The sequence below is a fragment of the Chryseobacterium daecheongense genome (assembly GCA_027920525.1).
GTDB lineage: Bacteria > Bacteroidota > Bacteroidia > Flavobacteriales > Weeksellaceae > Chryseobacterium > Chryseobacterium proteolyticum.
This window is the reverse complement of record CP115858.1, coordinates 1,083,795-1,103,743: the sequence shown is the minus strand read 5'-3', so window position 1 is coordinate 1,103,743 and position 19,949 is coordinate 1,083,795. Positions and strand designations below refer to the sequence as shown.

The window sequence follows — 19,949 nt, the reverse complement described above, 5'->3', positions numbered from 1 at the left end:
ATTATAATTGAAAAGCCAAAGCTTATGAAGACTTTTTACCTCCAATAAAGTGTTTGAATATAAGCCATTTGCTTTGATAGAAAATATTTTTTTGATTTTTCTGACGGAGTTTCCAGGTTCCGGGAACCTGTGCATAAAAGCTAAAATGTGCTCTTACAACAGCCCAAAGATGAGGAAATCCATTTTTTAATCCAAAATAAATACCCGCTATACTGTCTAAGCAAAGTCTGAAAAAAATAAGCCAGATCAGTTTTGGGAAAGGAAGGTTCTTAAGCATCATGGAAAGGTTATTTCTGATATTCAGATAAGTCTTCTGCGGACTTTGCTTATTTAAAGTTCCTCCTCCTACATGATAAACAGTAGATTTCCCTGTATAGTATATTTTTTTTCCCGTGTTGATCAGCCTCCAGCATAAATCGATTTCTTCCTGATGGGCAAAGAATCTTTCGTCAAATCCATTTTGTTCCTGAAAATCCTTTGAACGGATAAAGAAACAACATCCCGATGCCCAAAATATTTCTACCTCATCATTGTACTGTCCTTTGTCTTCTTCTACATCATCAAAAACCCTTCCTCTGCAATATGGATATCCTAAATTATCTATTAATCCCCCGGCAGCACCTGCAAATTCAAAATATTTTTTGTTCTGATAGGATAAAACCTTGGGTTGTATAGCTACAATTTCAGGATCTCTTTCAAAAAGGTCAAGGACAGGGGCAATCCAGTTTTCTGTTACTTCTACATCAGAATTAAGAAGGCAGTAATAGTCAGCCCTGATATTTTTCAATCCGGTATTATATCCGCCCGCAAAGCCATAATTTTTGTCATTGTAAATAATCTTTACGGTCGGAAACTGTGATTTTAGATAATCGATGGAGTTATCTGTAGAAAGATTGTCAATAACATATATATCCGCATCAGCCGAGAAGCGGACAACGGCAGGAAGAAACTTTTCCAGCCACTCCTTACCATTCCAGTTTAAAATAACAACTGCTAATTTTTTAGACATTCTGTATTATTCTTTTTCTGAATCAAAGTGTTTAATAGAGTCCTGATATTTCCACTTCCTGTGTGACCAAAGGTAGTTGTCGGGACGTTTATGAAGGGTGTTTTCCAGTAATTTATGAAACTTTTTTACTACCTCGTGCTCAACAAACTTTTCACTGTCCGGATAAATTCTATGGTAATTTACCTGATAAAAACCACGTTTTACTTTTTTCATTTCACAGTAAATGAAAGCCAGGTCCATTCTTGTCGCCAACTTATCATATCCTATAAATACTGGGGTTCTCTGGTCCAGGAATTCCAATCCGTAGTTGACATGAGAAACATGAGGTGTTTGATCGGCAACGAACATATAAATGGAGTCGCCATCATTTTTACTCCTGAAAATATTGAGAATAACCTCATTGGCTTCCAACGCCTTATTTCCGAATTTATTCCGGACCTTTTTCATCTGGTTTTCCCAGAATTCACTGTTTACTTTGCGGTATACAGGATGGCAGTTTTTCTGAGGAACGATAGTAGCCAATGCATTAATCCATTCCCAGTTAAAAACATGTCCGGCCAATAAAATAACATTTTTTCCTTCCTTTTGGACTTCATGAAATACATCCTGATTGATATGCTGCATCCTTACCCTGGCCTCTGTTTGTGAAATACTAAAGGATTTTACAGTTTCTACCAGGTAGTCTGAAAAGTTACGATAGAATTTTTTTCTTATCTCTGCGATCTCTTTTTTTGATTTCAGGGGAAAAGATCTGGTTAGATTCTGGGTGATTACATTTTTTCTATAACCTACAATGTAGTAGTTTAAAAAGAAAATGATATCCGAAAAAATATATAATATTTTCAACGGGAGCTTAGAAATCAGGTATAGTATCTTGATCAGGAAATTCATAAAACATGCAAATTTAGTGATAATAAAAATATGGTTCTATTTTTGCTTGCAATAAGTATTATTTTTTTACTTTTATATTATGAAAAAATTATCAATAGCAGCTTTCCTGATCGCAGGTACTTTTGTTTTTTCACAGGAAACAAAGAGGACTGAGGATGTTAAGGATTCAAGAGATAAGGCATTAATTGTAAAGACTGATCATGCAGAACTGGATGCCAAAAGAAAAGCCGCTGAGGAGAAGGCTAAGTTACCGAAGCCATATGATCCGAAAGCGGATGCTCAAAAAGATATTAATAAACTGATTGCTCAGGCAAAAAAAGAAAATAAAAATATTATGATCCAGGCCGGTGGAAATTGGTGTATCTGGTGTTTACGCTTTAATCAGTTTGTACAAACCACACCTGAATTAAAAAATATTGTTGATAAAAATTATTTATACTATCATCTTAATTTCTCTCCGGACAACAAAAATGAAAAAGTTTTTGCTCAATATGGTAATCCGGGAGATAAATTCGGATATCCTGTGTTTATTGTTCTGGATAAAAATGGTAAAATGATTCATGTTCAGCAAAGTGATGTTCTGGAACAGGATAAAGGATATAATCTTGAAAAAGTAAAAGCATTTTTCAACGAATGGATACCTAAATCATAAATAAAAACCGGGAATTTCCCGGTTTTTTTGTTTTATAAAAGTTTCTTAATCCATTTTAGTTTTTTATCAGAATATGGCGGATATTTTATATTGGGTTCGCCCCATGTTACCCTTTCAAGGATCGATTTCTGGTGTGAAAAAGCTTCAAACCCATATTTACCATGATAATGGCCAATTCCTGAATTTCCTACTCCCCCAAACGGCAGATGGTCGTTACTTAAATGCATTACCACATCATTGATACATCCTCCGCCAAAAGTGATCTTTTGCTTAAAAATTTCTTTTTCTTCTGGGTTATTCGTAAAGAGATAAGCAGCAAGAGGTTTCTCTAATTCTGTAATCGTATTGATCATTTGGTTATAGTGGGTGAATGAAATCACGGGTAGAATCGGACCAAAGATTTCTTCTTCCATGACAGGATCTTTCCATTCAATATCCGTTAGGATGGTTGGTTCTATATAAAGTTTTTCTTCACTATAATTACCTCCGAAATATACCTTATCCTTTTGGATCAATTGAATAAGCCTTTGAAAATTTCTTTGGTTAATGATTCTTGTGTATTGTTCTGATCCGGGTTCATATTTAAATTCTTTAATGTATTTCCGGAGCATTTCCAGAAACTGCTCTTTCACGGATTCTTCTACAACAAGGTAATCCGGAGCAACACAAGTTTGTCCTGCGTTTAAAAACTTACCCCAAACGATTCTTTTGGCTGAAACTTCAAGATTTGCTTCTTTAGTAATGATGGCGGGTGATTTTCCTCCCAATTCTAAGGTTACTGGCGTCAGGTTTTCCGCAGCAGCTTTATAAACAATCTTTCCTACTTTGGTGCTCCCTGTAAAAAATATTTTATCAAACCTGAGTTTCAAAAGATCTGTCGTTTCATTGATTCCACCTTTATAGACATAAACATATTCAGAAGGAAAGTTTTCATTGATAATTTTAGCCATTGCTTCCATTGTATTTTCGGCAATTTCACTTGGTTTAAGGATACAGCAGTTTCCTGCTGCTAAGGCGGCAACAAGTGGAGAAAGGGATAGTTGATAAGGGTAATTCCATGCACCAATTACAAGAATACATCCTAAAGGTTCAGGATAAATGAGACTTTTCCCGATCTGATTAGCAAGGTTGGTTGAAACCTTTTGGGGTTTTGAAAGCGTTTTCAGATTTTTTATATAATAATCAATATCCTTTAGAACAAAAGATAACTCTGTAGTAAATGTATCAAATCTTGATTTTCCAAAATCTTTCTCTATTGCTTTATATAAGAGCTCCTCATTCTGTGTGATGATTTCTTTAAGCTTTTCAAGGTACATTTTCCTGAACTTTATACTTTTTGTTTTATGTGTTTTGAAAAATGCTTTCTGAGCTGATGAGATTTCCTGAATGTCCATGCTTTCAAATTTGGGAAAGCAATGCAAATTTTTTGCCTAAAAATTACATTATATTTCTGATCGCAATTTTAGCGGGATGATATAAAAGCAGTAAAAGTGCCGTAATAAATGCCAGCCAGAATAAGCCGGTAAATATTTCCATATTGGAAAGTAAAATAGCCTGTAATGTAATTTTTGCTTTAAACGCTCCGGCTGTCAATGATAAAGATTCATTCACCGGTAGCTTAGAGATATTTGCTCCGAAAATCTGTGTCCACTGCGAATAAAAAACAGGATTGGTATCTGTCATGTTATAGCTTAAGGCATCAGAATGTTTTAAGGTAAGAAAGAGCATTAAATTCTGCATTAAAGCATATCCTATAGCAGTCGTCCAGAATCGGGTAGTGGTTCCCATTGCCGTGCCATTTGCTACATAATCTTCCGGAAGCCCTGCTATTAAAAAGAAAACAAGAGGGGTGAATAAAAGCCCCTGGGCTATTCCCTGTAAAAATAACGGAGGGCAAATGGTAGAAAGTGTTGTATCGGGATAAAAAGTATATGTGAACCAGGCACAATCAATGGCCAGTAATAAAAACCCGGTAAAGAAGACCATTCTGGAGGAAATACCTTTCATTAAACAGATCCCGGATAATAAAACGCCAATAAGTGTTCCCGCCACATTCCAATACTGAACATCTACAATATAATCCCAGGGCCATTTCCATACGGTAGCCATGATACTGTATACATTATTTAAAGCTGAACGGATCAGATAAAAAACAAAAAAAAGGACCATACCCGCAATAACATTTTTAGAATGGAAAACTTCAAAATGGAAAATAGGGCGTTTTGAATTTCTCTGTTTTAAAATAAATAATCCTCCAGATATTAAAAATATGAATAAGCATAAAATAATGATATGGGATTCAAACCACATAAGGCGTTTTCCATAGATAATAGCGTAAGCTCCCGCCTGCAAGCAGGTCCACAATAAAAACCAGCTGGTAATGTCAAGCTGATATAGTGGCTTTTTGGGAAAGAATCTGTTTTTGTTGAATAACGCAATTCCGATAATCAATACAAAAATGTGGAAATAAGCGATCATCAGAATCATATGCTGAAAATCGTAATCCTGAATGCTTGATTTTAATAATGAGGTGGTAACTGTTCCTCCGGTAAGCATTATGGTGTACATGAAAAGATAAGCAATTACTTTAGCATGAACAGTCTTCAATTCCGCTATAATAAGGGGTAAAAAAATAGCGCCTTCCAATAATCCGAATATCCCTTCCAGGAAGCGGATGACAAGAACAATATGATAATCATTGGTGACTGATAATACATACAGTATAATTACTGAAATAGAGGACATCAGCAAAATATAGTATTTTACGCTGAAATAGGCCATAAATCGCTGCAAAACTAAAAGGGTAACCACAAATGTCCCGTACATCAAAATCAATAAGTATTGGATATCATCTGGGTCCACATCCATAAAGGAAGCCGTGAAGGCACTATTGGAATGCAGAATAGACAATAACATCAGGTGGGGAAACAGCGCCAGAATAAGGAGCGGCAGTTTCAGCCATTGTGGTACCCATTTATAATAAACTGAATTATGTTGCATTTTTTTAACTTAGATAGTAGATTTGGAATTACGGATAGTGGGGATTAAGGATGGATATAAGGTCTCAAATTCCTTTATATCACCGCATGCATGGTGAATTTTTCGCTTTCTATAGTTTTTTAGCGCTGACCAGTACATTCATTCCTGAAAGTAATTTTTCATTGTCCTGGCCATTCTCTAAAATAATTTTTACTGGAAAACGCTGTTCTATTTTTACGAAATTTCCGGTTGCATTATCGGGCTTAACCAGAGAAAACTGAGAACCTGATGCAGGGGATACGGAAACTATCTTTCCTTTAAATTCAATATCCGGAAAAGCATCCGCTTCAATAATCACTTCCTGCTTCTGATCAATCTGCCCCAGTTGGGTTTCTTTATAATTGGCAATGATCCATTTTTCCTTACTGACGATCTGAACCAAAGCTTGTCCTTCTTTAATCAGCTGGCCTTCCTGAATCGTTTTTTTTCCGACCCATCCATCATAAGGGGCAGTAACTACTGTATACGAAAGAAATAATTTTGCATTACTGAGATTAGCGGAGCTTTGCTGAATCTGACTTTTTGCGGGAGCTACTTTGGTCTCTTGTTCATTAGCACCAGCTCTAATTGCTTTCTTTTGCTGTTCCAATGCCAGCAGATTGGCTTTAGCCTGATCATATGAAGCCTGTACATTTTCAAACTGTTGTTCGGTGGCAGCATCTTCAGCCAAAAGATTTTTGTATCTTTTATAATCCTGTTCCGTTCTCCATATATCAATTTTTGCTGAAGCTATTTTAGCATCGATGATTTTAGTATCACTTTCTTTAGTATTAACACCACTTTGGATGGTTGCAATATTTTCTGAATTTGCATGCAGGTTGGCTTCGGCCATTTTTACCTGGTTGATGAATTCCCGGTTGTCAATTACAATTAAAGTGTCTCCTTTATGGACAAACTGATTTTCATTAAACCGTATGTCTTTAATAAAGCCTGAAACTTTACTTGAAACCGGTGTAATGTATTGTTCTATTTGCGCATCATTTGTTGTTACATTCTTTCTGGAAAAAAGATAGAAACTTATCATCCCTGTAATTCCGCTTATGATGAGAATCCAGGCTAATAAAGTAATCGATTTGTTGATTCTTTCTTCTTTTTTAGTCAATTGCTTCTTAGTCATAGTTTTATAAGTTTCCGATAGTATATTGGAGTTGATAGTATTTTAATTGTCGGTTGATCTTCACAGAAATAAGATTGGATTGAGTTTCCAGATATGTATTATCAGCATCAATCAATTCGGTGATAAGGCTTAATTTATTTGCGTATTTTGTTTTAACGATCCGATAGTTTTCTTTTGCCTGATTAATAGCTTCCTCTGCTATTTTTACTTTTTGTTCAGTTTCTTCAAATTTTTTATACGCTTCATAAACCGAATGTTTTAAACTTTCTTCCTTCTCTTCAATCTGTAATTTGGCAAGGTCTATATTTTCCTTTGCTTCCTGCATCTTATATTTATTCTTATATAAGCTCTCTATAGGATAGGTTAGGTTTACCCCAATCATTCCTAAACGATAAGCATAAGGCTCAGGGGGAAAGAACATCATATTGGGATATTTTATGAAATATTCACCTCCGGCAGTAATCTTGGGAAGATAATTGGCTTTTACGATTTTTTGATCAAGCTCTTTTAAAGAGAGATTTTTCTTGGTGATTTCAACATATTCATTTTTAATTAAAGCTGTTTCGGTCAGCTCATTGATATACGGAATTTCTGCATTTTCAGAAATAAGATCTTCTGTTTCAGCATGCATTTCCTGAGTGTCCGGAAGAAATAAAATTGTTTTTAACTGGTGTTCCGCGATCTGAATGTCATTATCAAGTTCTGTCCAGCTCATTTTGTGATTAGAAAGTTGCAAAGATGTTCTTAATACTTCATTAAAAGTAACCACTCCGTTTGCTTTTAAGGCTTTTACCTGTTTTATGTTTACAGAATCTTCCTTCATTTTTTCAGCAATAAGTTCTTGTTGTTCCTTTAAATGATGAATCTGAAGAAAAGCGGTAATGATTTGCATTTTCAGTGATCTTTCATCCAGATGGGTTTGTAATTTCGAAATTTCAGTGTTTACAGATGATTTCTTCTCCGTATTTTTAATTCTTCCACCCATATATACCGGAATGGAAGCGGAAAGGGTAAAATCATACATCCCGTTAATAACATTATATCGGGTTGCTTTTCCCAAAATTCCGTTTTCATGCTGAAAAAGATCAGATACCTGAGTGTAGCTGGTATGAAATTCAATGTCCGGCAATCTTTCCATTTTAAGATCTTTCTCTTTTGTTTCGGACATGCTTTGTTTGAGGTGGCTGATCTGAATGTTTTTATTATTCTTCAGACCTAATTCTAATGCCTGTTGAAGGCTGAGATGTTGATAATCGATCACTTGTGAGTGTAGGGACATGCTTATCAATAATAAGCACAACGCAATCCAGTGATATCTGCGTGTGCTAAATATCATTTTCATAAATTAATTAAAGGTTTTTTGCTAAATTGATTTTGATAGTGCAAAGGTACGAGCAGTACGTCTAGACATGATTTGTTAAAGCAGAAAAAGATTTGCTCATTTACGCCAAATAGAAATATTCTCAGTACCTTTATCTCATGAATGATAGTCACTTTAAAGCGGTAGAGGAAGAAGACGCAGAATTTTATGTATATCATGTACTTACCGGTAATGTAAAAACAGATATCCATAATCACAGTTCTGCCCAATTGGTGTATGCAGAAGGCGGTATCGTACATATCTTTACTGAACTTAAGCACTGGTACCTTCCTGCGAGATGTTTTATGTGGATCCCTGCCGGAATTCCCCATTATATATTTACATCTAGCCCAAAAGTGGATTTATACAATTTTTACTTTAAAAAAGATGGAGATGAAAATGGCTTTTTTGATGAAATCAATATTTATTCTGTGAGCCATTTACTTCGGGAAATGATTTTATACACAAAAGAATGGGATGGGAAAATCACAAAAAATGACGGTTCTAAATATTATTTTCTCAAAGCACTTAAGGGAATTTTACCTGAAAAAAGAGATAAAAAATTAGCGTTTCCTGTACAGCATCCTTTCCCGGAAGATGAAACATTGCTAAAGGTAGCCAAATACATCCATGCCAACCTGGAGAAGAACCTTACCATTGAATCTACGGCAAAAGAATTTGGAATGAGTACAAGAACATTGTCCAGAAAATTTAAAGAGATTTTGGGCATGAATTACGTTCGTTTTTTAAGAGCTTTAAGAATAACCCGTTCATTGGAACTTATGCTTGAAGGGAAATACAATATGTACGAGATTGCAATGATGGTAGGGTATAACAGTCTGTCTTCCTTCAGTAATATCTTTAAAAAAGTAATTGGGATACCCCCGACAGAATATCTTCAGAAGTTGAGAGGGAATGAATAGGCAACAGATATCAGGGCATAAAAAAACCACTTCGAATGAAGTGGTTTATATGGTGTGAGAAATAAATTCTCTTTTTATTAAGCTTCTTCTTCAGTTTTAGCTTCTTCTTTTTTAGCCGCTGGAGCTGGAGCTACAACAGGAGCATCAGAAACAACGTCAAACTCGAAGTTGTACTCTACGTTTCTGTGTAATCTTACAACAGCAGTTACTTTACCAGTTCTCTTAATAGTGTTCCCTGGAATTTTGATGTATTTCTTCTCAACTTCAACACCAGCTTTTGCAAGAGCTGCAGAAAGGTCAGCATTGTTGATAGATCCGAATAATTTATCACCAGATCCAACTTTAGCAGGAATAGTAATAGTAGTTTTTTTCAATTGCTCAACTACAGCGTTAGCAGCAGCAATTAATTTAGCTTCTTCTTCTTTTCTAGCTTCTAAAGTCGCTTCTAAAGTTGCTTTGTTTTTAGGAGTAGCTAAAAGTGCGTAACCTTGAGGAATCAAGAAGTTTCTTGCATAACCTGGTTTTACGTTTACTGTATCAAACTCAAGTCCTAAGTTTTCTACGTCTTTTTTTAGGATAATTTCCATTGTTGTTGTCCGTTTTTTAGTTCTAGAGAAAAGAACAAAGAAAAAAGAAAAAAGACTGTTGTCTTAGAAATTATTTCTTTCCTTTAATCTAAAAATCGTTAGAATTAATTATTTATTCAGCAACTTAAAAAAAGAGAAAAAGATCTCCATCTTTTCTCTTTCTTCTTGTTTCTTTATATCTTATTTTAATAAGTCAGCTACGTAAGGCATTAAAGCAAGGTGTCTTGCTCTTTTGATAGCAGCAGAAACTTTTCTTTGGTATTTTAAAGAAGTTCCAGTGTATCTTCTTGGTAAAATTTTACCCTGCTCGTTTACGAATTGTAATAAGAAATCAGCATCTTTATAATCTACATGCTTAATTCCGAATTTTTTGAATCTACAATATTTCTTTTCAGATTTTGTATTGATATCAAGTGGAGTAAGGAATTTTACTTCTGATTCTCCTCCAGCTGAGGCTTGTTTAGCCATTTCATCTATTGCCATGTCTTGTCTTTTTTAATAATGGGTTAATAATTAAGCTTTAGCTACTTTTACTTTAGTTCTTCTTGTTACAGCATAGTCAATAGCATGCTTGTCAAGTTTTGTAGTAAGGTAACGGATTACTCTTTCGTCACGTTTGAAAGCTAATTCTAAATCAGCAACGATAGTACCTTCTCCTTTAAACTCAATTAAAGTGTAGAATCCATTCTTTTTTAATTGGATCGGATAAGCTAATTTTTTTAATCCCCAGTTCTCTTTAGCAACGATTTCGCAGTTTTTCTCTTTTAAAAGAGTTTCAAATTTTTTTACTGCTTCCTCCACCTGTGCGTCAGATAGAACGGGAGTTAAAATGAAAACAGTTTCGTAATTGTTCATAATGTTAAATGAATTTATTAATTATTTCGAGGTGCAAAAGTAGTGAAAGTATTTTAAGTATGCAACAGATACGGCAGATTTGTTTGTGGGGAACTGCTAAAGATAATAGTAGAAAGTCTGAGCTATGAATTTTTTGTTAAATCTTAGACTTCTTCTTTGCTTCTTATTTCACTTAAAAAATTCATCTTTATCACGTCATAGAGTGAATGTCTGCTTACTAAAATAGAAGCAATAGACGATACCATTCCGGCCAGCATTAAATGGAATATTAATGAGTGCCTGTCAGTCATTTCAAGGACGATAATTGCCGATGTAAAAGGGGCTCTTGTAATCCCCGTAAGAAAAGCAACCATTCCCGCAAGAACGACAACATTCGTTTCGTTTTGGGTAAGATGAATCACTCCTGAAATGACGGAGCCAATACTTGCGCCTGCGGAGAGAGCAGGAGCAAAGATGCCGCCGGCTCCTCCTGATGTAAAGGATAAAGCCGGTCCCAGCATTCTTAAGATGGGCACATACCAGTCTTCATGCTTGTTTTTTGTGAAAAGAACTCTTTCCATAATTTCTTTACCGGATCCTAAGATCTCTCTGTTAATAAAATAAGCAATAGAAGCAATGATAAGCGCACAAAAAACAAGAAATAAAATATTTGATTTATCCGTTTTCAGATTTTTCTTTTTCCACTTATTCATGGTAAGCATGATAACAGACAGCTGACTTGCGAGAATACCTGAAATACCCGCTACAAGCATGATCGGGAACATTACCATCAGCGAGACATCATGCGTTTTGGGATAACCAAGATATAAATAAGATCCTGCCAGGGTTTGCGCAGTTAAGCCTGCAATAATAACAGCTGTAAAAAGAGCTGTTTTAAAATAATTAATATGAGTTTTTGATAGTTCTTCTACCGCGAATACAATTCCCCCCAATGGAGTATTGAAAGCTGCTGCAAGACCTGCAGCCGCACCAGTCATAATCATATTTTTTTTTGATATTTTCGGCCACCATTCGGGAAGATATTCGTTTACCTTTCTGAAAACAGAACCTGCGATCTGGATGGTTGGTCCTTCGCGTCCCACAGCACCACCCCCGATTACCAAAATGACAGAAGAAATAATTTTAAAGAATATGATTTTAAGACTCAAAAGGCTTCTGATCTTTTTGTGTTCCTTGGGATTAGCAAGCTCTACGGCAGCCATTACCTGTGGAATTCCGCTTCCTTTGGCATTCGGTGCAAATTCTTTTACCAGCCACCAGGACAAAACAAAACCAATGGGAGCAATAATGAAGATCATCCATGAATGCCAATTGAAAATGATATTTAAAAGACTTTCACCCCACGCAAATATTTTAGCATACATCACTGCAAAAAATCCCGTAATCACCGAACCAATCCAGAAAGGAATTGCCTGAAGTAAATTGTACTTCAGTTGTTCATTGCGGATATTATCAAAAGATTTTTTGAGACTTCTGCGGAGGTATATAAAAACTGAGTACATTTTATAGTCTTGTTTTATCTTGAAGAGCAGATATTGTTTTTATTCCTAAATAATAGTTGTAATTATTTAAGCCATACGATAGCAAGAAGTTAACGTTATTGTATTTCAATTTCATCATTTAAAGTTTGTTTTAAAAATAATATTATTTAATCACAAATGCAATAATAAAAAACCTTCGAAATGAATTTCGAAGGTTTGTATCATATAACAAGCAAAATTTATTGCTGCTTTAATTTTTAAATTTCTGTATTCAGATCCCAGTTTTGAAGGTAATCATGAACATGTTTTAAGAACATTCCTCCTAAAGAACCATCTACAACTCTATGGTCATAAGAGTGCGACATAAACATTAACTGGCGGATAGCGATTACATCACCGTCTTTAGTTTCAAGTACTGCCGGTTTTTTAACAATAGCACCAATGGCAAGGATAGCTACCTGCGGTTGAGGAATAATAGGGGTTCCCATTAAGTTTCCAAAGCTTCCTACATTGGAAATAGTGTAAGTAGCACCTTGAGTATCTTCAGGTCTTAATTTCTTGTTTCTAGCTCTATAAGCTAAATCATTAATCGCCTTTGCAAGTCCTGATAGTGAAAGCTGATCTGCATTTTTGATGACAGGAACGATAAGGTTTCCGTCCGGTAAAGCCGTTGCCATACCAATGTTGATATTTTTCTTTTTGATGATATTATCTCCATTTACAGAGACATTGATCATTGGATAATCCTGAATTGCTTTTACGATCGCTTTTACGAAAATCGGCATAAAGGTAAGTTTTTCACCTTCGCGTTTTTCGAACAGATCTTTATGCTTATTTCTCCATTTTACAACGTTGGTAACGTCTGTTTCAATGAAAGAAGTAACATGAGGTGCAATGTGTTTTGCTTTTACCATATTTTCAGCAATGATTTTTCTCATTCTGTCCATTGGAATGATTTCATCACCAGCTGAAACTGATACAGGTGTTACAACAGGAGTTGTTGCAACCGGCTGTGGAGTAGAGGCAACTTGCTGAACAGGTGCTGTCTTTTGTTGGTTTCCTCTGTTATTAACAAATGCTAAAATATCTTCTTTGGTAATTCTTCCTTCTAAACCGCTTCCTTTAATAGATTTTAATTCAGATTCAGAAATGTTTTCTTGTTGTGCAATAGATTTTACAAGAGGCGATAAATAAAGATCTCCTGAGAATTCAACTGTTGAAGTTCCCGTTTTTAATGGTTCTTCAATCGTTTTTAAAGTTTCGGTATCAGGAGCTGATACCTGGGCTTCAGTGATCGTTTCTTCTGTAGCTGTATTTCCGCCTTCTCCTTCAATTTCTAAAATAGCAATGGCTTCACCAACTTTTGCAACTTCATCCTTTTGCTTTAAGATTTTCACAATTTTTCCCGAAACTGGTGTCGGAACATCTGAATCAACCTTATCTGTTGCAATTTCTACTACGGAATCATCTTCCTTTACCTGATCACCCTCATTGAATAACCAAGTGATAATTGTAGCTTCCATAACACCTTCTCCCATGGAAGGAAGCAATAATTTGTACTCTGCCATTTTTATTTTTTAGATTTTGACAAATATATAAAAAAAATCGGTTTTTTTACGGAATATATAATTTTACGAAAATTCTATATAAATATTCCCGCCTACATTCAGTCCAAATAAACTTCTTGCACCATTTTTCTTGCTTCCTTTATAGATAGTAAGTTCCAATAGTTGGCTGTCATTAAAAATGGCTGCGGATTGCCCATGGAATTCGGTTTCCCTGTTCCAGTCTGAAACAACTTCCGTGTGGCTGGAAAATACTTTTGAAAGACTTAAATTCCTGAATTTGATCGTGAAATTTTCATGTCCTTTTCCTGCGGCTTCAAAAAAATCTTTGTTGATATTTGAGATTATGTTTCCGAAATTATCAATATACATCACTTCCCCGATAATCATCTTTTCAGTCTCATTATAGACAGGTTTCGGGAATAGAAGTTCTTTTACACTTTTTATTTTCCGTCCGATTACTTCCGGAAGGCCACCGTTGGCTAAATGTACGGCAGCAGGAACGAAAATATCTGTTGAAGTGAAATTAATGATATCATCAAACCTGTTGTTCAGAGTAATTTCATAAATAGCCTCAGGTTTGATATCAAAAAAAACAAGGCTAAGTAAACCATTATCTGCAGCAAGAAAATAAGAACCATCTGCTTTATAGAGAATATTTTTTCTTGACTTGTGATAAAAACTGTCTACCGACAGAATATGAATAGTTCCTTTTGGAAAATGTTTATACGCGTTCCGTATGATATATGAAGTCTGGATAAGATTATATGCCTGAATTTCGTGGGTAATATCAATAATATTAACCTCAGGATTTAAAGAAAGAATTTTGCCTTTCATAGCCGAAACCCTGTAATCTAAATTTCCGAAATCAGAAGTGAGTGTAATAATTGACATTTTTGTAGTTGTGGAATAATACTAGTCCTGCAAATTTATTTAAAATAAAGGAAAACTTCGTGCTTATAACTCATAAAAAATAATTAAAAAAGAAGCTTACATGAGTTTAAACCTCCTTTTATTACATTGAATATAATATCTTTTAATACTAAGAAAAAGAATTAAAAAGGTACCACATTATACCTGTTACAAGTGTTTATATAATCTATATTGCGGTACCTTTTAAGAGAATTGATATTTTATATAACTAAGAGTTAGCTAATTGTATTATAAAGGTGTTTAAATGAAAATTGTGGATAACAAAATTAATATAAGTATGAAAAAAAAACTTTAAATTTAGATTCTAATAAAAAAATGCTTACATGTTTGAATTAACATATGATTTGGAAGATATCGATGTGAAAATCTTCTATGGAGTTAATAACCAATATTTCAATTTATTAAAATCAAGCTTTCCGACACTAAAAATTACAGGCAGAGATCACTCTATTTTAGCTAAAGGAAATCAGGAAGCTCTGGATATATTTAAACAAAAACTTGATGATATTGTAAAATTTATTTCAAAAAATAATTCTATTGAACTGAAAGATGTAGAGAGTATTCTCAATATTAAGGATGAGAATGAAAAACATCTGATTTTTGATCAGGATATTATTGTAAAAGGAGTCAATGGTAAAATTATAAAAGCTAAAACGACTAATCTTAAAAAACTGGTTAAAGAAACCGAGAAAAAGGATATGGTTTTTGCTATAGGACCTGCAGGAACAGGGAAAACCTATACCAGTGTTGCTTTAGCAGCCAGGGCTTTAAGAGATAAAGAGGTTAAAAGAATTATACTTACCAGACCCGCTGTAGAAGCAGGGGAGAGCCTTGGATTTTTGCCGGGGGATCTTAAAGAAAAATTAGATCCTTATTTACAGCCTTTATATGATGCTTTAAGAGATATGATTCCTCACGAGAAACTTGAAGGTTTTATGGAGAAGAAAGTTATTGAAGTGGCACCTTTAGCTTTTATGAGAGGAAGAACCCTGGATGATGCTTTCGTAATTCTTGATGAAGCACAGAATACAACCCATGCCCAGATGAAAATGTTCCTTACCAGAATGGGTATGAACGCTAAATTTATTATAACAGGGGATCCTACCCAAATCGATTTGCCAAGAAATCAGCAATCCGGACTAAAAGAAGCAATGAGGATTTTGCATGGTGTAAATGAAATTGGTTTTGTGCATCTAACTGAAGAGGATGTTGTAAGACATCCGGTTGTAAGGAAAATTATCCTGGCTTATAATGACGAAGAGAAAAGGCTTCGAAATGAATAATCAAACATTGGGGGCCGATTTAAATTTGATGGAAATTAATAGGTTTAATTATTCAGCAAGATTAATTACGCTCACCCTAGTTTAAAATAATTTTAAGCACTTACCTGGTAAGTGTTTTTTTTATCCGTGTTTTAACGGGAGGCAGAATGAAAAATAAACGTTAATTTTGCAGCATCAATCAAAACTATTTAAAAATGAAAAAACTATTATTAGTGGGCGCTTTTGCGCTTTTAGGAAGTGCAGTAAATGCGCAAGAAGGTTTTAAACTAGGAGGACATATCGGAATTCCTGTTGCTGATGCCAGTGATGTTTCATCATTTACTTTAGGTGTAGATGCATCTTATATGTGGAATATTACAAAAGGATTGGATCTGGGAGTTGCTTCAGGGTATTCACATTTCTTTGGAAAGGATAACTTTGATGATTTTGGATTTATTCCGGTGGCTGTTTCAGGAAAGTATAAGTTCTCAGGAGCTCCTGTTTTTGTAGGATTGGATCTTGGTTATGCTATTTCTGTAAAAGACGGAATGGATGGAGGTTTCTATGCACAACCGAAATTTGGATATCAGATGTCTAAAGGTGAATTGTATATAGGGTACCAAAGCATTAGTAACAGACGTGATTTTGGAAGATACAGATCAAGCTGGACAATAGGCGCTGTAAACATCGGATATAATTTCTATTTAAGATAAAATTATTAAAAATTCCGAATTTTAAGGACTCCAATTGCAGAATTGGAGTTTTTTTATTCAAAAATTTGTGAAAAAAATAATATAATATATTAAGTGCATTTTTTTCCTGTAAAAAGCGAGTATTTTTGGATGATATTAATCACGTTAACAAATTTTAATATTAGAGGGACCCACTGTAAATTTGCTCTCAGAAAGTATTAAAATTTTTTAAAATGAAAAAATTATTATTAGCGAGTGCTATTGCACTTTTCGGTTTATCTAATGCTCAGATTGCTAAAGGTACTACATATTTATCAGGATCTGTTGGTTATTCTCAAGAAGAAACTAACAATGGTAATCTTAAAACAGAAAACTTCAACGTATTACCTACAGTTGGATATTTTGTTAACACAAACTTAGCAATTGGTTTAGGTGTTGGTTACCAAACTGAAAAAACTACAGCTACTACTACTACAACTATTCTTAACACTACAACTGTAAGTGAGAATATCACTAAGAAGCCAGCTTTCGTTGTTGCTCCTTTCGTAAGAAAATACTGGACTTTGTCTGAAAAATTATATATCTTCGGACAATTAGCAGTACCAATGGAGTTCGGAAAAACTAAGTTAGAAAATAACTCAGTATCTACTTCAGGAAATACTACAGTTTCAAACTCTACTTCTAGCGAAGCTAAATACACTCAAATTGGTGTTACTGTGAAGCCAGGTTTAGATTACTTCTTGAACAAGAACTGGTCTATCGAAGCTACTATTGGTGAGTTCGGTTACAACAACTACAAGCCAAAAGATGGTGATGCTACAAACAACTATAACTTCGGATTGAATTTATCTTCTGTAACTTTCGGAGTTAAATATGTTTTTGCTAAGTAATTAGTACATTATTTTACAATAAAAAAAGGTCTGAGCTTGCTCAGACCTTTTTTTATCGCTTGAAATTCCTGAAAACAATGGTGTAAAAGAGATTATAATATTGTTTAATTAAATATTAAATAAATGATAAATTTATGTTAAATTTGCCGCTTGTAACTTTTTATATCAAATGATAACTAATAATGAGTTCTATTTCCACAAATAGAACCCTGTATAAATTAAATTTTAATAACTATGAAAAAACTATTACTAACTGGTGCTGTTGCACTTTTTGGATTATCAAACGCTCAGATGACTAAAGGAGACTGGGTTATCAGTGGAAACACTGGTTTAGGATTTAACAACATTACTACAACAATTAAAGCTGGCGGACAATCGATAGACGGGCCTAAAGTGAGCACTTTTTCTGTATCTCCTTCAGTGGGGTATTTTGTAATTGATAAGTTAGCCGTTGGAATTGACTTAGGTTTTATGAGTGCTACAACAAAATATCAGGGAATCAAATCTAAAACCAATAATTTTTCTGTAATGCCAACTGCTACTTATTACTTTGTTAATGATAGCAAGTTTGTTCCTTTCCTTGGAGCAGGGATCGGATATTCGTCTGTTAAAAATACAGGTGAAGGAAATTTTGGTGATGGTTCAGTTTCATCTGATACTACTACAGATGGTTTGGCATGGAAGGTAAAAGGAGGAGTAACGTACATGGCGACACAATCTTTAGGGGTTAATTTAGGGGTTTCATATGATCAGTTTTCTAATAAAGAAACAATTATGAATACCGATGTAAAAACTAACGTTAAAACTTTTGGAGTTAATATTGGTTTTTCTTACTTCATTAAATCAAAATCTCAGAAATCTGATAAATAATAATCAGTCAGACTAAAAAATAAAACCGGCTCAATTGAGCCGGTTTTTATATTGATTGATGGATTCCTATTTTCCAAACATTCCGCCCATTCCAGGCATATTAGGCATTTTACTCATCATCTGCATCATTTGTTTACCCTGAGGTCCCTGCATCATCTTCATCATTTTACCCATTTGATCAAACTGTTTCATCAATTGGTTTACATCTTCAATCTTTCTTCCTGCGCCTTTTGCAATTCTTTGTTTTCTTTGCGTATTGATAATAGAAGGTCTTCTTCTTTCTTCCGGAGTCATGGAGTAGATAATTGCTTCAATGTGTTTAAATGCATCATCACTGATTTCAACATCCTTAATAGCTTTTCCCACCCCAGGGATCATTCCCATCAGGTCTTTCATATTACCCATCTTCTTGATCTGATTGATCTGCTTTAGGAAATCGTCAAAACCAAACTCGTTTTTAGCAATTTTTTTATGAAGTTTTTTAGCTTCTTCTTCATCGAATTGTTCCTGAGCCCTTTCTACTAAGGAAACAACGTCTCCCATTCCCAAAATCCTGTCCGCCATCCTTTCCGGGTAGAAAAGATCTAGAGCTTCCATTTTTTCCCCTGTGGAAATGAATTTAATCGGTTTTTCAACTACAGAACGGATCGTTAAAGCAGCACCCCCTCTTGTATCACCGTCTAATTTGGTAAGAACAACACCGTCAAAATTTAATGCATCATTGAATGCTTTTGCAGTATTTACAGCATCCTGACCCGTCATAGAGTCCACAACGAACAATGTTTCATGAGGCTTGATGAAATAATGAACAGATTTGATCTCATTCATCATTTGCTCATCTATAGCCAAACGTCCTGCAGTATCCACAATTACAACATCATGGTTTTTTTCTTTTGCAAACTTGATGGCATTTTCAGCAATGGTAGACGGATTAGTAGCTCCTTCTTCTGTATAAACAGGAACCCCTATCTGGCTGCCCAGTACTTTTAACTGGTCGATTGCAGCGGGACGATAAACATCACACGCTACCAATAAAGGTTTTTTATTCTTTTTAGTATGTAAATAATTGGCAAGTTTTCCGGAAAATGTAGTTTTACCGGAACCCTGAAGACCTGCAATAAGGATTATGGTAGGTTTACCTGAAAGATTAATGCCTTCCTGGGATCCCCCCATTAGATCTACCAACTCATCGTGAACAATTTTAGTCATCAATTGGCCCGGAGTAAGAGAAGTGAGAACGTTTTGTCCCAAAGCCTTATCTTGAACTCTTTTAGTAAGATCCTTTGCTACTTTATAATTAACATCGGCATCTACCAATGCTCTACGAATTTCTTTTACGGTTTCCGCAACATTGATTTCCGTAATTTTTCCACGTCCGGAAATATTATGAAGCGCCTTGTCTAATTTATCCTGTAAACTATTAAACATATGTGTTATAAATTATAGTCTGCAAAAATAAGGATTTTTTAATAATATATATGATATACATTGCGGAGATTTATTTTGCTTAATAAATTATAATTTTATTTTTGCAAAATGAATATTTGGAATAGTTTAATTATTGTACTTTTAATAATAGTCCTTAATAGTATTGTTTATATAATATTTAAAAGATATTTATATGGCAGACCAGACGCGGGGATGAAATTTCTGGTGGTAAACCTTTCAAAAGATCTTGTATGGCTTGTTATTTCTTTGGTTATTATTGATAAAACAAAAGCTAATTTTCTATTTATTGTAATTTGCTTTATTATCGCATCGTTCCTTATATACTTATCTATAATAAAACTCATTAACAAATCTTGACTTTTTTGATGATAAAA

Annotated in this window: 19 protein-coding genes; 6 read left to right on the top strand and 13 right to left on the bottom strand. The window is 34.5% G+C overall.

Translation table 11 applies throughout. From position 1 onward, the window contains the following. Positions 1–22: 22 nt before the first annotated feature. Complete coding sequence (locus tag PFY10_04770; protein WBV57758.1) at positions 23–1,009, bottom strand: glycosyltransferase family 2 protein; 987 nt, start codon at positions 1,007–1,009, stop codon at positions 23–25. 6 nt (positions 1,010–1,015) lie between these two features. Next, on the bottom strand, positions 1,016–1,900 hold the full coding sequence (locus PFY10_04765; protein WBV57757.1) for a lysophospholipid acyltransferase family protein: 885 nt from the start codon (positions 1,898–1,900) through the stop codon (positions 1,016–1,018). Positions 1,901–1,979: 79 nt separating this feature from the next. On the opposite strand from PFY10_04765, the gene PFY10_04760 reads away from it, so the two are divergent. Beyond that, on the top strand, positions 1,980–2,552 hold the full coding sequence (locus tag PFY10_04760; GenBank protein WBV57756.1) for a thioredoxin family protein: 573 nt from the start codon (positions 1,980–1,982) through the stop codon (positions 2,550–2,552). Between the two features lie 32 nt (positions 2,553–2,584). On the opposite strand, the gene PFY10_04755 is transcribed toward PFY10_04760, so the two are convergent. The 4 genes from PFY10_04755 to PFY10_04740 form a co-directional block, all read right to left on the bottom strand. After that, the gene (locus PFY10_04755) at positions 2,585–3,946 is read right to left on the bottom strand and encodes an aldehyde dehydrogenase (GenBank protein ID WBV57755.1); all 1,362 of its coding nucleotides are present in this window, start codon (positions 3,944–3,946) and stop codon (positions 2,585–2,587) included. 43 nt (positions 3,947–3,989) lie between these two features. Further along, complete coding sequence (locus tag PFY10_04750) at positions 3,990–5,552, bottom strand: hypothetical protein (GenBank protein WBV57754.1); 1,563 nt, start codon at positions 5,550–5,552, stop codon at positions 3,990–3,992. Between the two features lie 109 nt (positions 5,553–5,661). Then, positions 5,662–6,708, bottom strand: a complete 1,047-nt coding sequence (locus PFY10_04745) for an HlyD family secretion protein (protein ID WBV57753.1) — start codon at positions 6,706–6,708, stop codon at positions 5,662–5,664. A 4-nt stretch (positions 6,709–6,712) separates the two neighbouring features. Then, complete coding sequence (locus tag PFY10_04740) at positions 6,713–8,050, bottom strand: TolC family protein (protein WBV57752.1); 1,338 nt, start codon at positions 8,048–8,050, stop codon at positions 6,713–6,715. A gap of 137 nt (positions 8,051–8,187) precedes the next feature. Between PFY10_04740 and PFY10_04735 the strand changes: the two genes are divergently transcribed. Then, on the top strand, positions 8,188–8,991 hold the full coding sequence (locus PFY10_04735) for an AraC family transcriptional regulator (protein WBV57751.1): 804 nt from the start codon (positions 8,188–8,190) through the stop codon (positions 8,989–8,991). A gap of 77 nt (positions 8,992–9,068) precedes the next feature. Here the strand turns inward: PFY10_04735 and rplI are convergent, their stop codons facing one another. The 6 genes from rplI to PFY10_04705 all read right to left on the bottom strand — a co-directional run bounded on the left by rplI (position 9,069) and on the right by PFY10_04705 (position 14,373). Beyond that, entirely contained in the window at positions 9,069–9,578 is a 510-nt protein-coding gene (gene rplI / locus PFY10_04730; protein WBV57750.1) for a 50S ribosomal protein L9, read from the bottom strand. Positions 9,579–9,758: 180 nt separating this feature from the next. After that, positions 9,759–10,061: a 30S ribosomal protein S18 gene (gene rpsR / locus PFY10_04725; GenBank protein ID WBV57749.1), complete on the bottom strand. Its 303-nt coding sequence runs from the start codon at positions 10,059–10,061 to the stop codon at positions 9,759–9,761. Positions 10,062–10,091: 30 nt separating this feature from the next. Next, the gene (gene rpsF / locus PFY10_04720; GenBank protein ID WBV57748.1) at positions 10,092–10,433 is read right to left on the bottom strand and encodes a 30S ribosomal protein S6; all 342 of its coding nucleotides are present in this window, start codon (positions 10,431–10,433) and stop codon (positions 10,092–10,094) included. Positions 10,434–10,576: 143 nt separating this feature from the next. Next, on the bottom strand, positions 10,577–11,935 hold the full coding sequence (locus PFY10_04715; protein WBV57747.1) for a chloride channel protein: 1,359 nt from the start codon (positions 11,933–11,935) through the stop codon (positions 10,577–10,579). A gap of 236 nt (positions 11,936–12,171) precedes the next feature. Further along, positions 12,172–13,482, bottom strand: coding sequence for a dihydrolipoamide acetyltransferase family protein (locus tag PFY10_04710; protein ID WBV57746.1), 1,311 nt, complete (start codon positions 13,480–13,482; stop codon positions 12,172–12,174). 63 nt (positions 13,483–13,545) lie between these two features. Continuing rightward, on the bottom strand, positions 13,546–14,373 hold the full coding sequence (locus PFY10_04705) for an SAM-dependent chlorinase/fluorinase (GenBank protein WBV57745.1): 828 nt from the start codon (positions 14,371–14,373) through the stop codon (positions 13,546–13,548). 362 nt (positions 14,374–14,735) lie between these two features. On the opposite strand from PFY10_04705, the gene PFY10_04700 reads away from it, so the two are divergent. From PFY10_04700 to PFY10_04685, 4 genes are all read left to right on the top strand, one after another. Beyond that, positions 14,736–15,695 carry a PhoH family protein gene (locus PFY10_04700; protein WBV57744.1) on the top strand — a complete coding sequence of 320 codons (960 nt, stop codon included), beginning with the start codon at positions 14,736–14,738 and terminating at the stop codon, positions 15,693–15,695. Positions 15,696–15,889: 194 nt separating this feature from the next. Then, complete coding sequence (locus PFY10_04695; protein ID WBV57743.1) at positions 15,890–16,387, top strand: hypothetical protein; 498 nt, start codon at positions 15,890–15,892, stop codon at positions 16,385–16,387. A gap of 212 nt (positions 16,388–16,599) precedes the next feature. Then, positions 16,600–17,256, top strand: coding sequence for an outer membrane beta-barrel protein (locus PFY10_04690; GenBank protein ID WBV57742.1), 657 nt, complete (start codon positions 16,600–16,602; stop codon positions 17,254–17,256). Positions 17,257–17,490: 234 nt separating this feature from the next. After that, on the top strand, positions 17,491–18,126 hold the full coding sequence (locus tag PFY10_04685) for an outer membrane beta-barrel protein (GenBank protein ID WBV57741.1): 636 nt from the start codon (positions 17,491–17,493) through the stop codon (positions 18,124–18,126). Positions 18,127–18,192: 66 nt separating this feature from the next. On the opposite strand, the gene ffh is transcribed toward PFY10_04685, so the two are convergent. Then, the gene (gene ffh / locus PFY10_04680) at positions 18,193–19,554 is read right to left on the bottom strand and encodes a signal recognition particle protein (GenBank protein WBV57740.1); all 1,362 of its coding nucleotides are present in this window, start codon (positions 19,552–19,554) and stop codon (positions 18,193–18,195) included. Positions 19,555–19,949 lie beyond the last annotated feature (395 nt).

Coding starts and splice junctions, on each gene's coding strand:
- rpsR (WBV57749.1), bottom strand. CDS start 10,061: ATGGCAATAGATGAAATGGCTAAACAAGCCTCAGCTGGAGGAGAATCA.
- PFY10_04710 (WBV57746.1), bottom strand. CDS start 13,482: ATGGCAGAGTACAAATTATTGCTTCCTTCCATGGGAGAAGGTGTTATG.
- PFY10_04685 (WBV57741.1), top strand. CDS start 17,491: ATGAAAAAACTATTACTAACTGGTGCTGTTGCACTTTTTGGATTATCA.
- PFY10_04745 (WBV57753.1), bottom strand. CDS start 6,708: ATGACTAAGAAGCAATTGACTAAAAAAGAAGAAAGAATCAACAAATCG.
- PFY10_04760 (WBV57756.1), top strand. CDS start 1,980: ATGAAAAAATTATCAATAGCAGCTTTCCTGATCGCAGGTACTTTTGTT.
- PFY10_04735 (WBV57751.1), top strand. CDS start 8,188: ATGAATGATAGTCACTTTAAAGCGGTAGAGGAAGAAGACGCAGAATTT.
- PFY10_04700 (WBV57744.1), top strand. CDS start 14,736: ATGTTTGAATTAACATATGATTTGGAAGATATCGATGTGAAAATCTTC.
- ffh (WBV57740.1), bottom strand. CDS start 19,554: ATGTTTAATAGTTTACAGGATAAATTAGACAAGGCGCTTCATAATATT.
- rplI (WBV57750.1), bottom strand. CDS start 9,578: ATGGAAATTATCCTAAAAAAAGACGTAGAAAACTTAGGACTTGAGTTT.
- PFY10_04750 (WBV57754.1), bottom strand. CDS start 5,552: ATGCAACATAATTCAGTTTATTATAAATGGGTACCACAATGGCTGAAA.
- PFY10_04695 (WBV57743.1), top strand. CDS start 15,890: ATGAAAAAACTATTATTAGTGGGCGCTTTTGCGCTTTTAGGAAGTGCA.
- PFY10_04715 (WBV57747.1), bottom strand. CDS start 11,935: ATGTACTCAGTTTTTATATACCTCCGCAGAAGTCTCAAAAAATCTTTT.
- PFY10_04765 (WBV57757.1), bottom strand. CDS start 1,900: ATGAATTTCCTGATCAAGATACTATACCTGATTTCTAAGCTCCCGTTG.
- PFY10_04755 (WBV57755.1), bottom strand. CDS start 3,946: ATGGACATTCAGGAAATCTCATCAGCTCAGAAAGCATTTTTCAAAACA.
- rpsF (WBV57748.1), bottom strand. CDS start 10,433: ATGAACAATTACGAAACTGTTTTCATTTTAACTCCCGTTCTATCTGAC.
- PFY10_04740 (WBV57752.1), bottom strand. CDS start 8,050: ATGAAAATGATATTTAGCACACGCAGATATCACTGGATTGCGTTGTGC.
- PFY10_04770 (WBV57758.1), bottom strand. CDS start 1,009: ATGTCTAAAAAATTAGCAGTTGTTATTTTAAACTGGAATGGTAAGGAG.
- PFY10_04690 (WBV57742.1), top strand. CDS start 16,600: ATGAAAAAATTATTATTAGCGAGTGCTATTGCACTTTTCGGTTTATCT.
- PFY10_04705 (WBV57745.1), bottom strand. CDS start 14,373: ATGTCAATTATTACACTCACTTCTGATTTCGGAAATTTAGATTACAGG.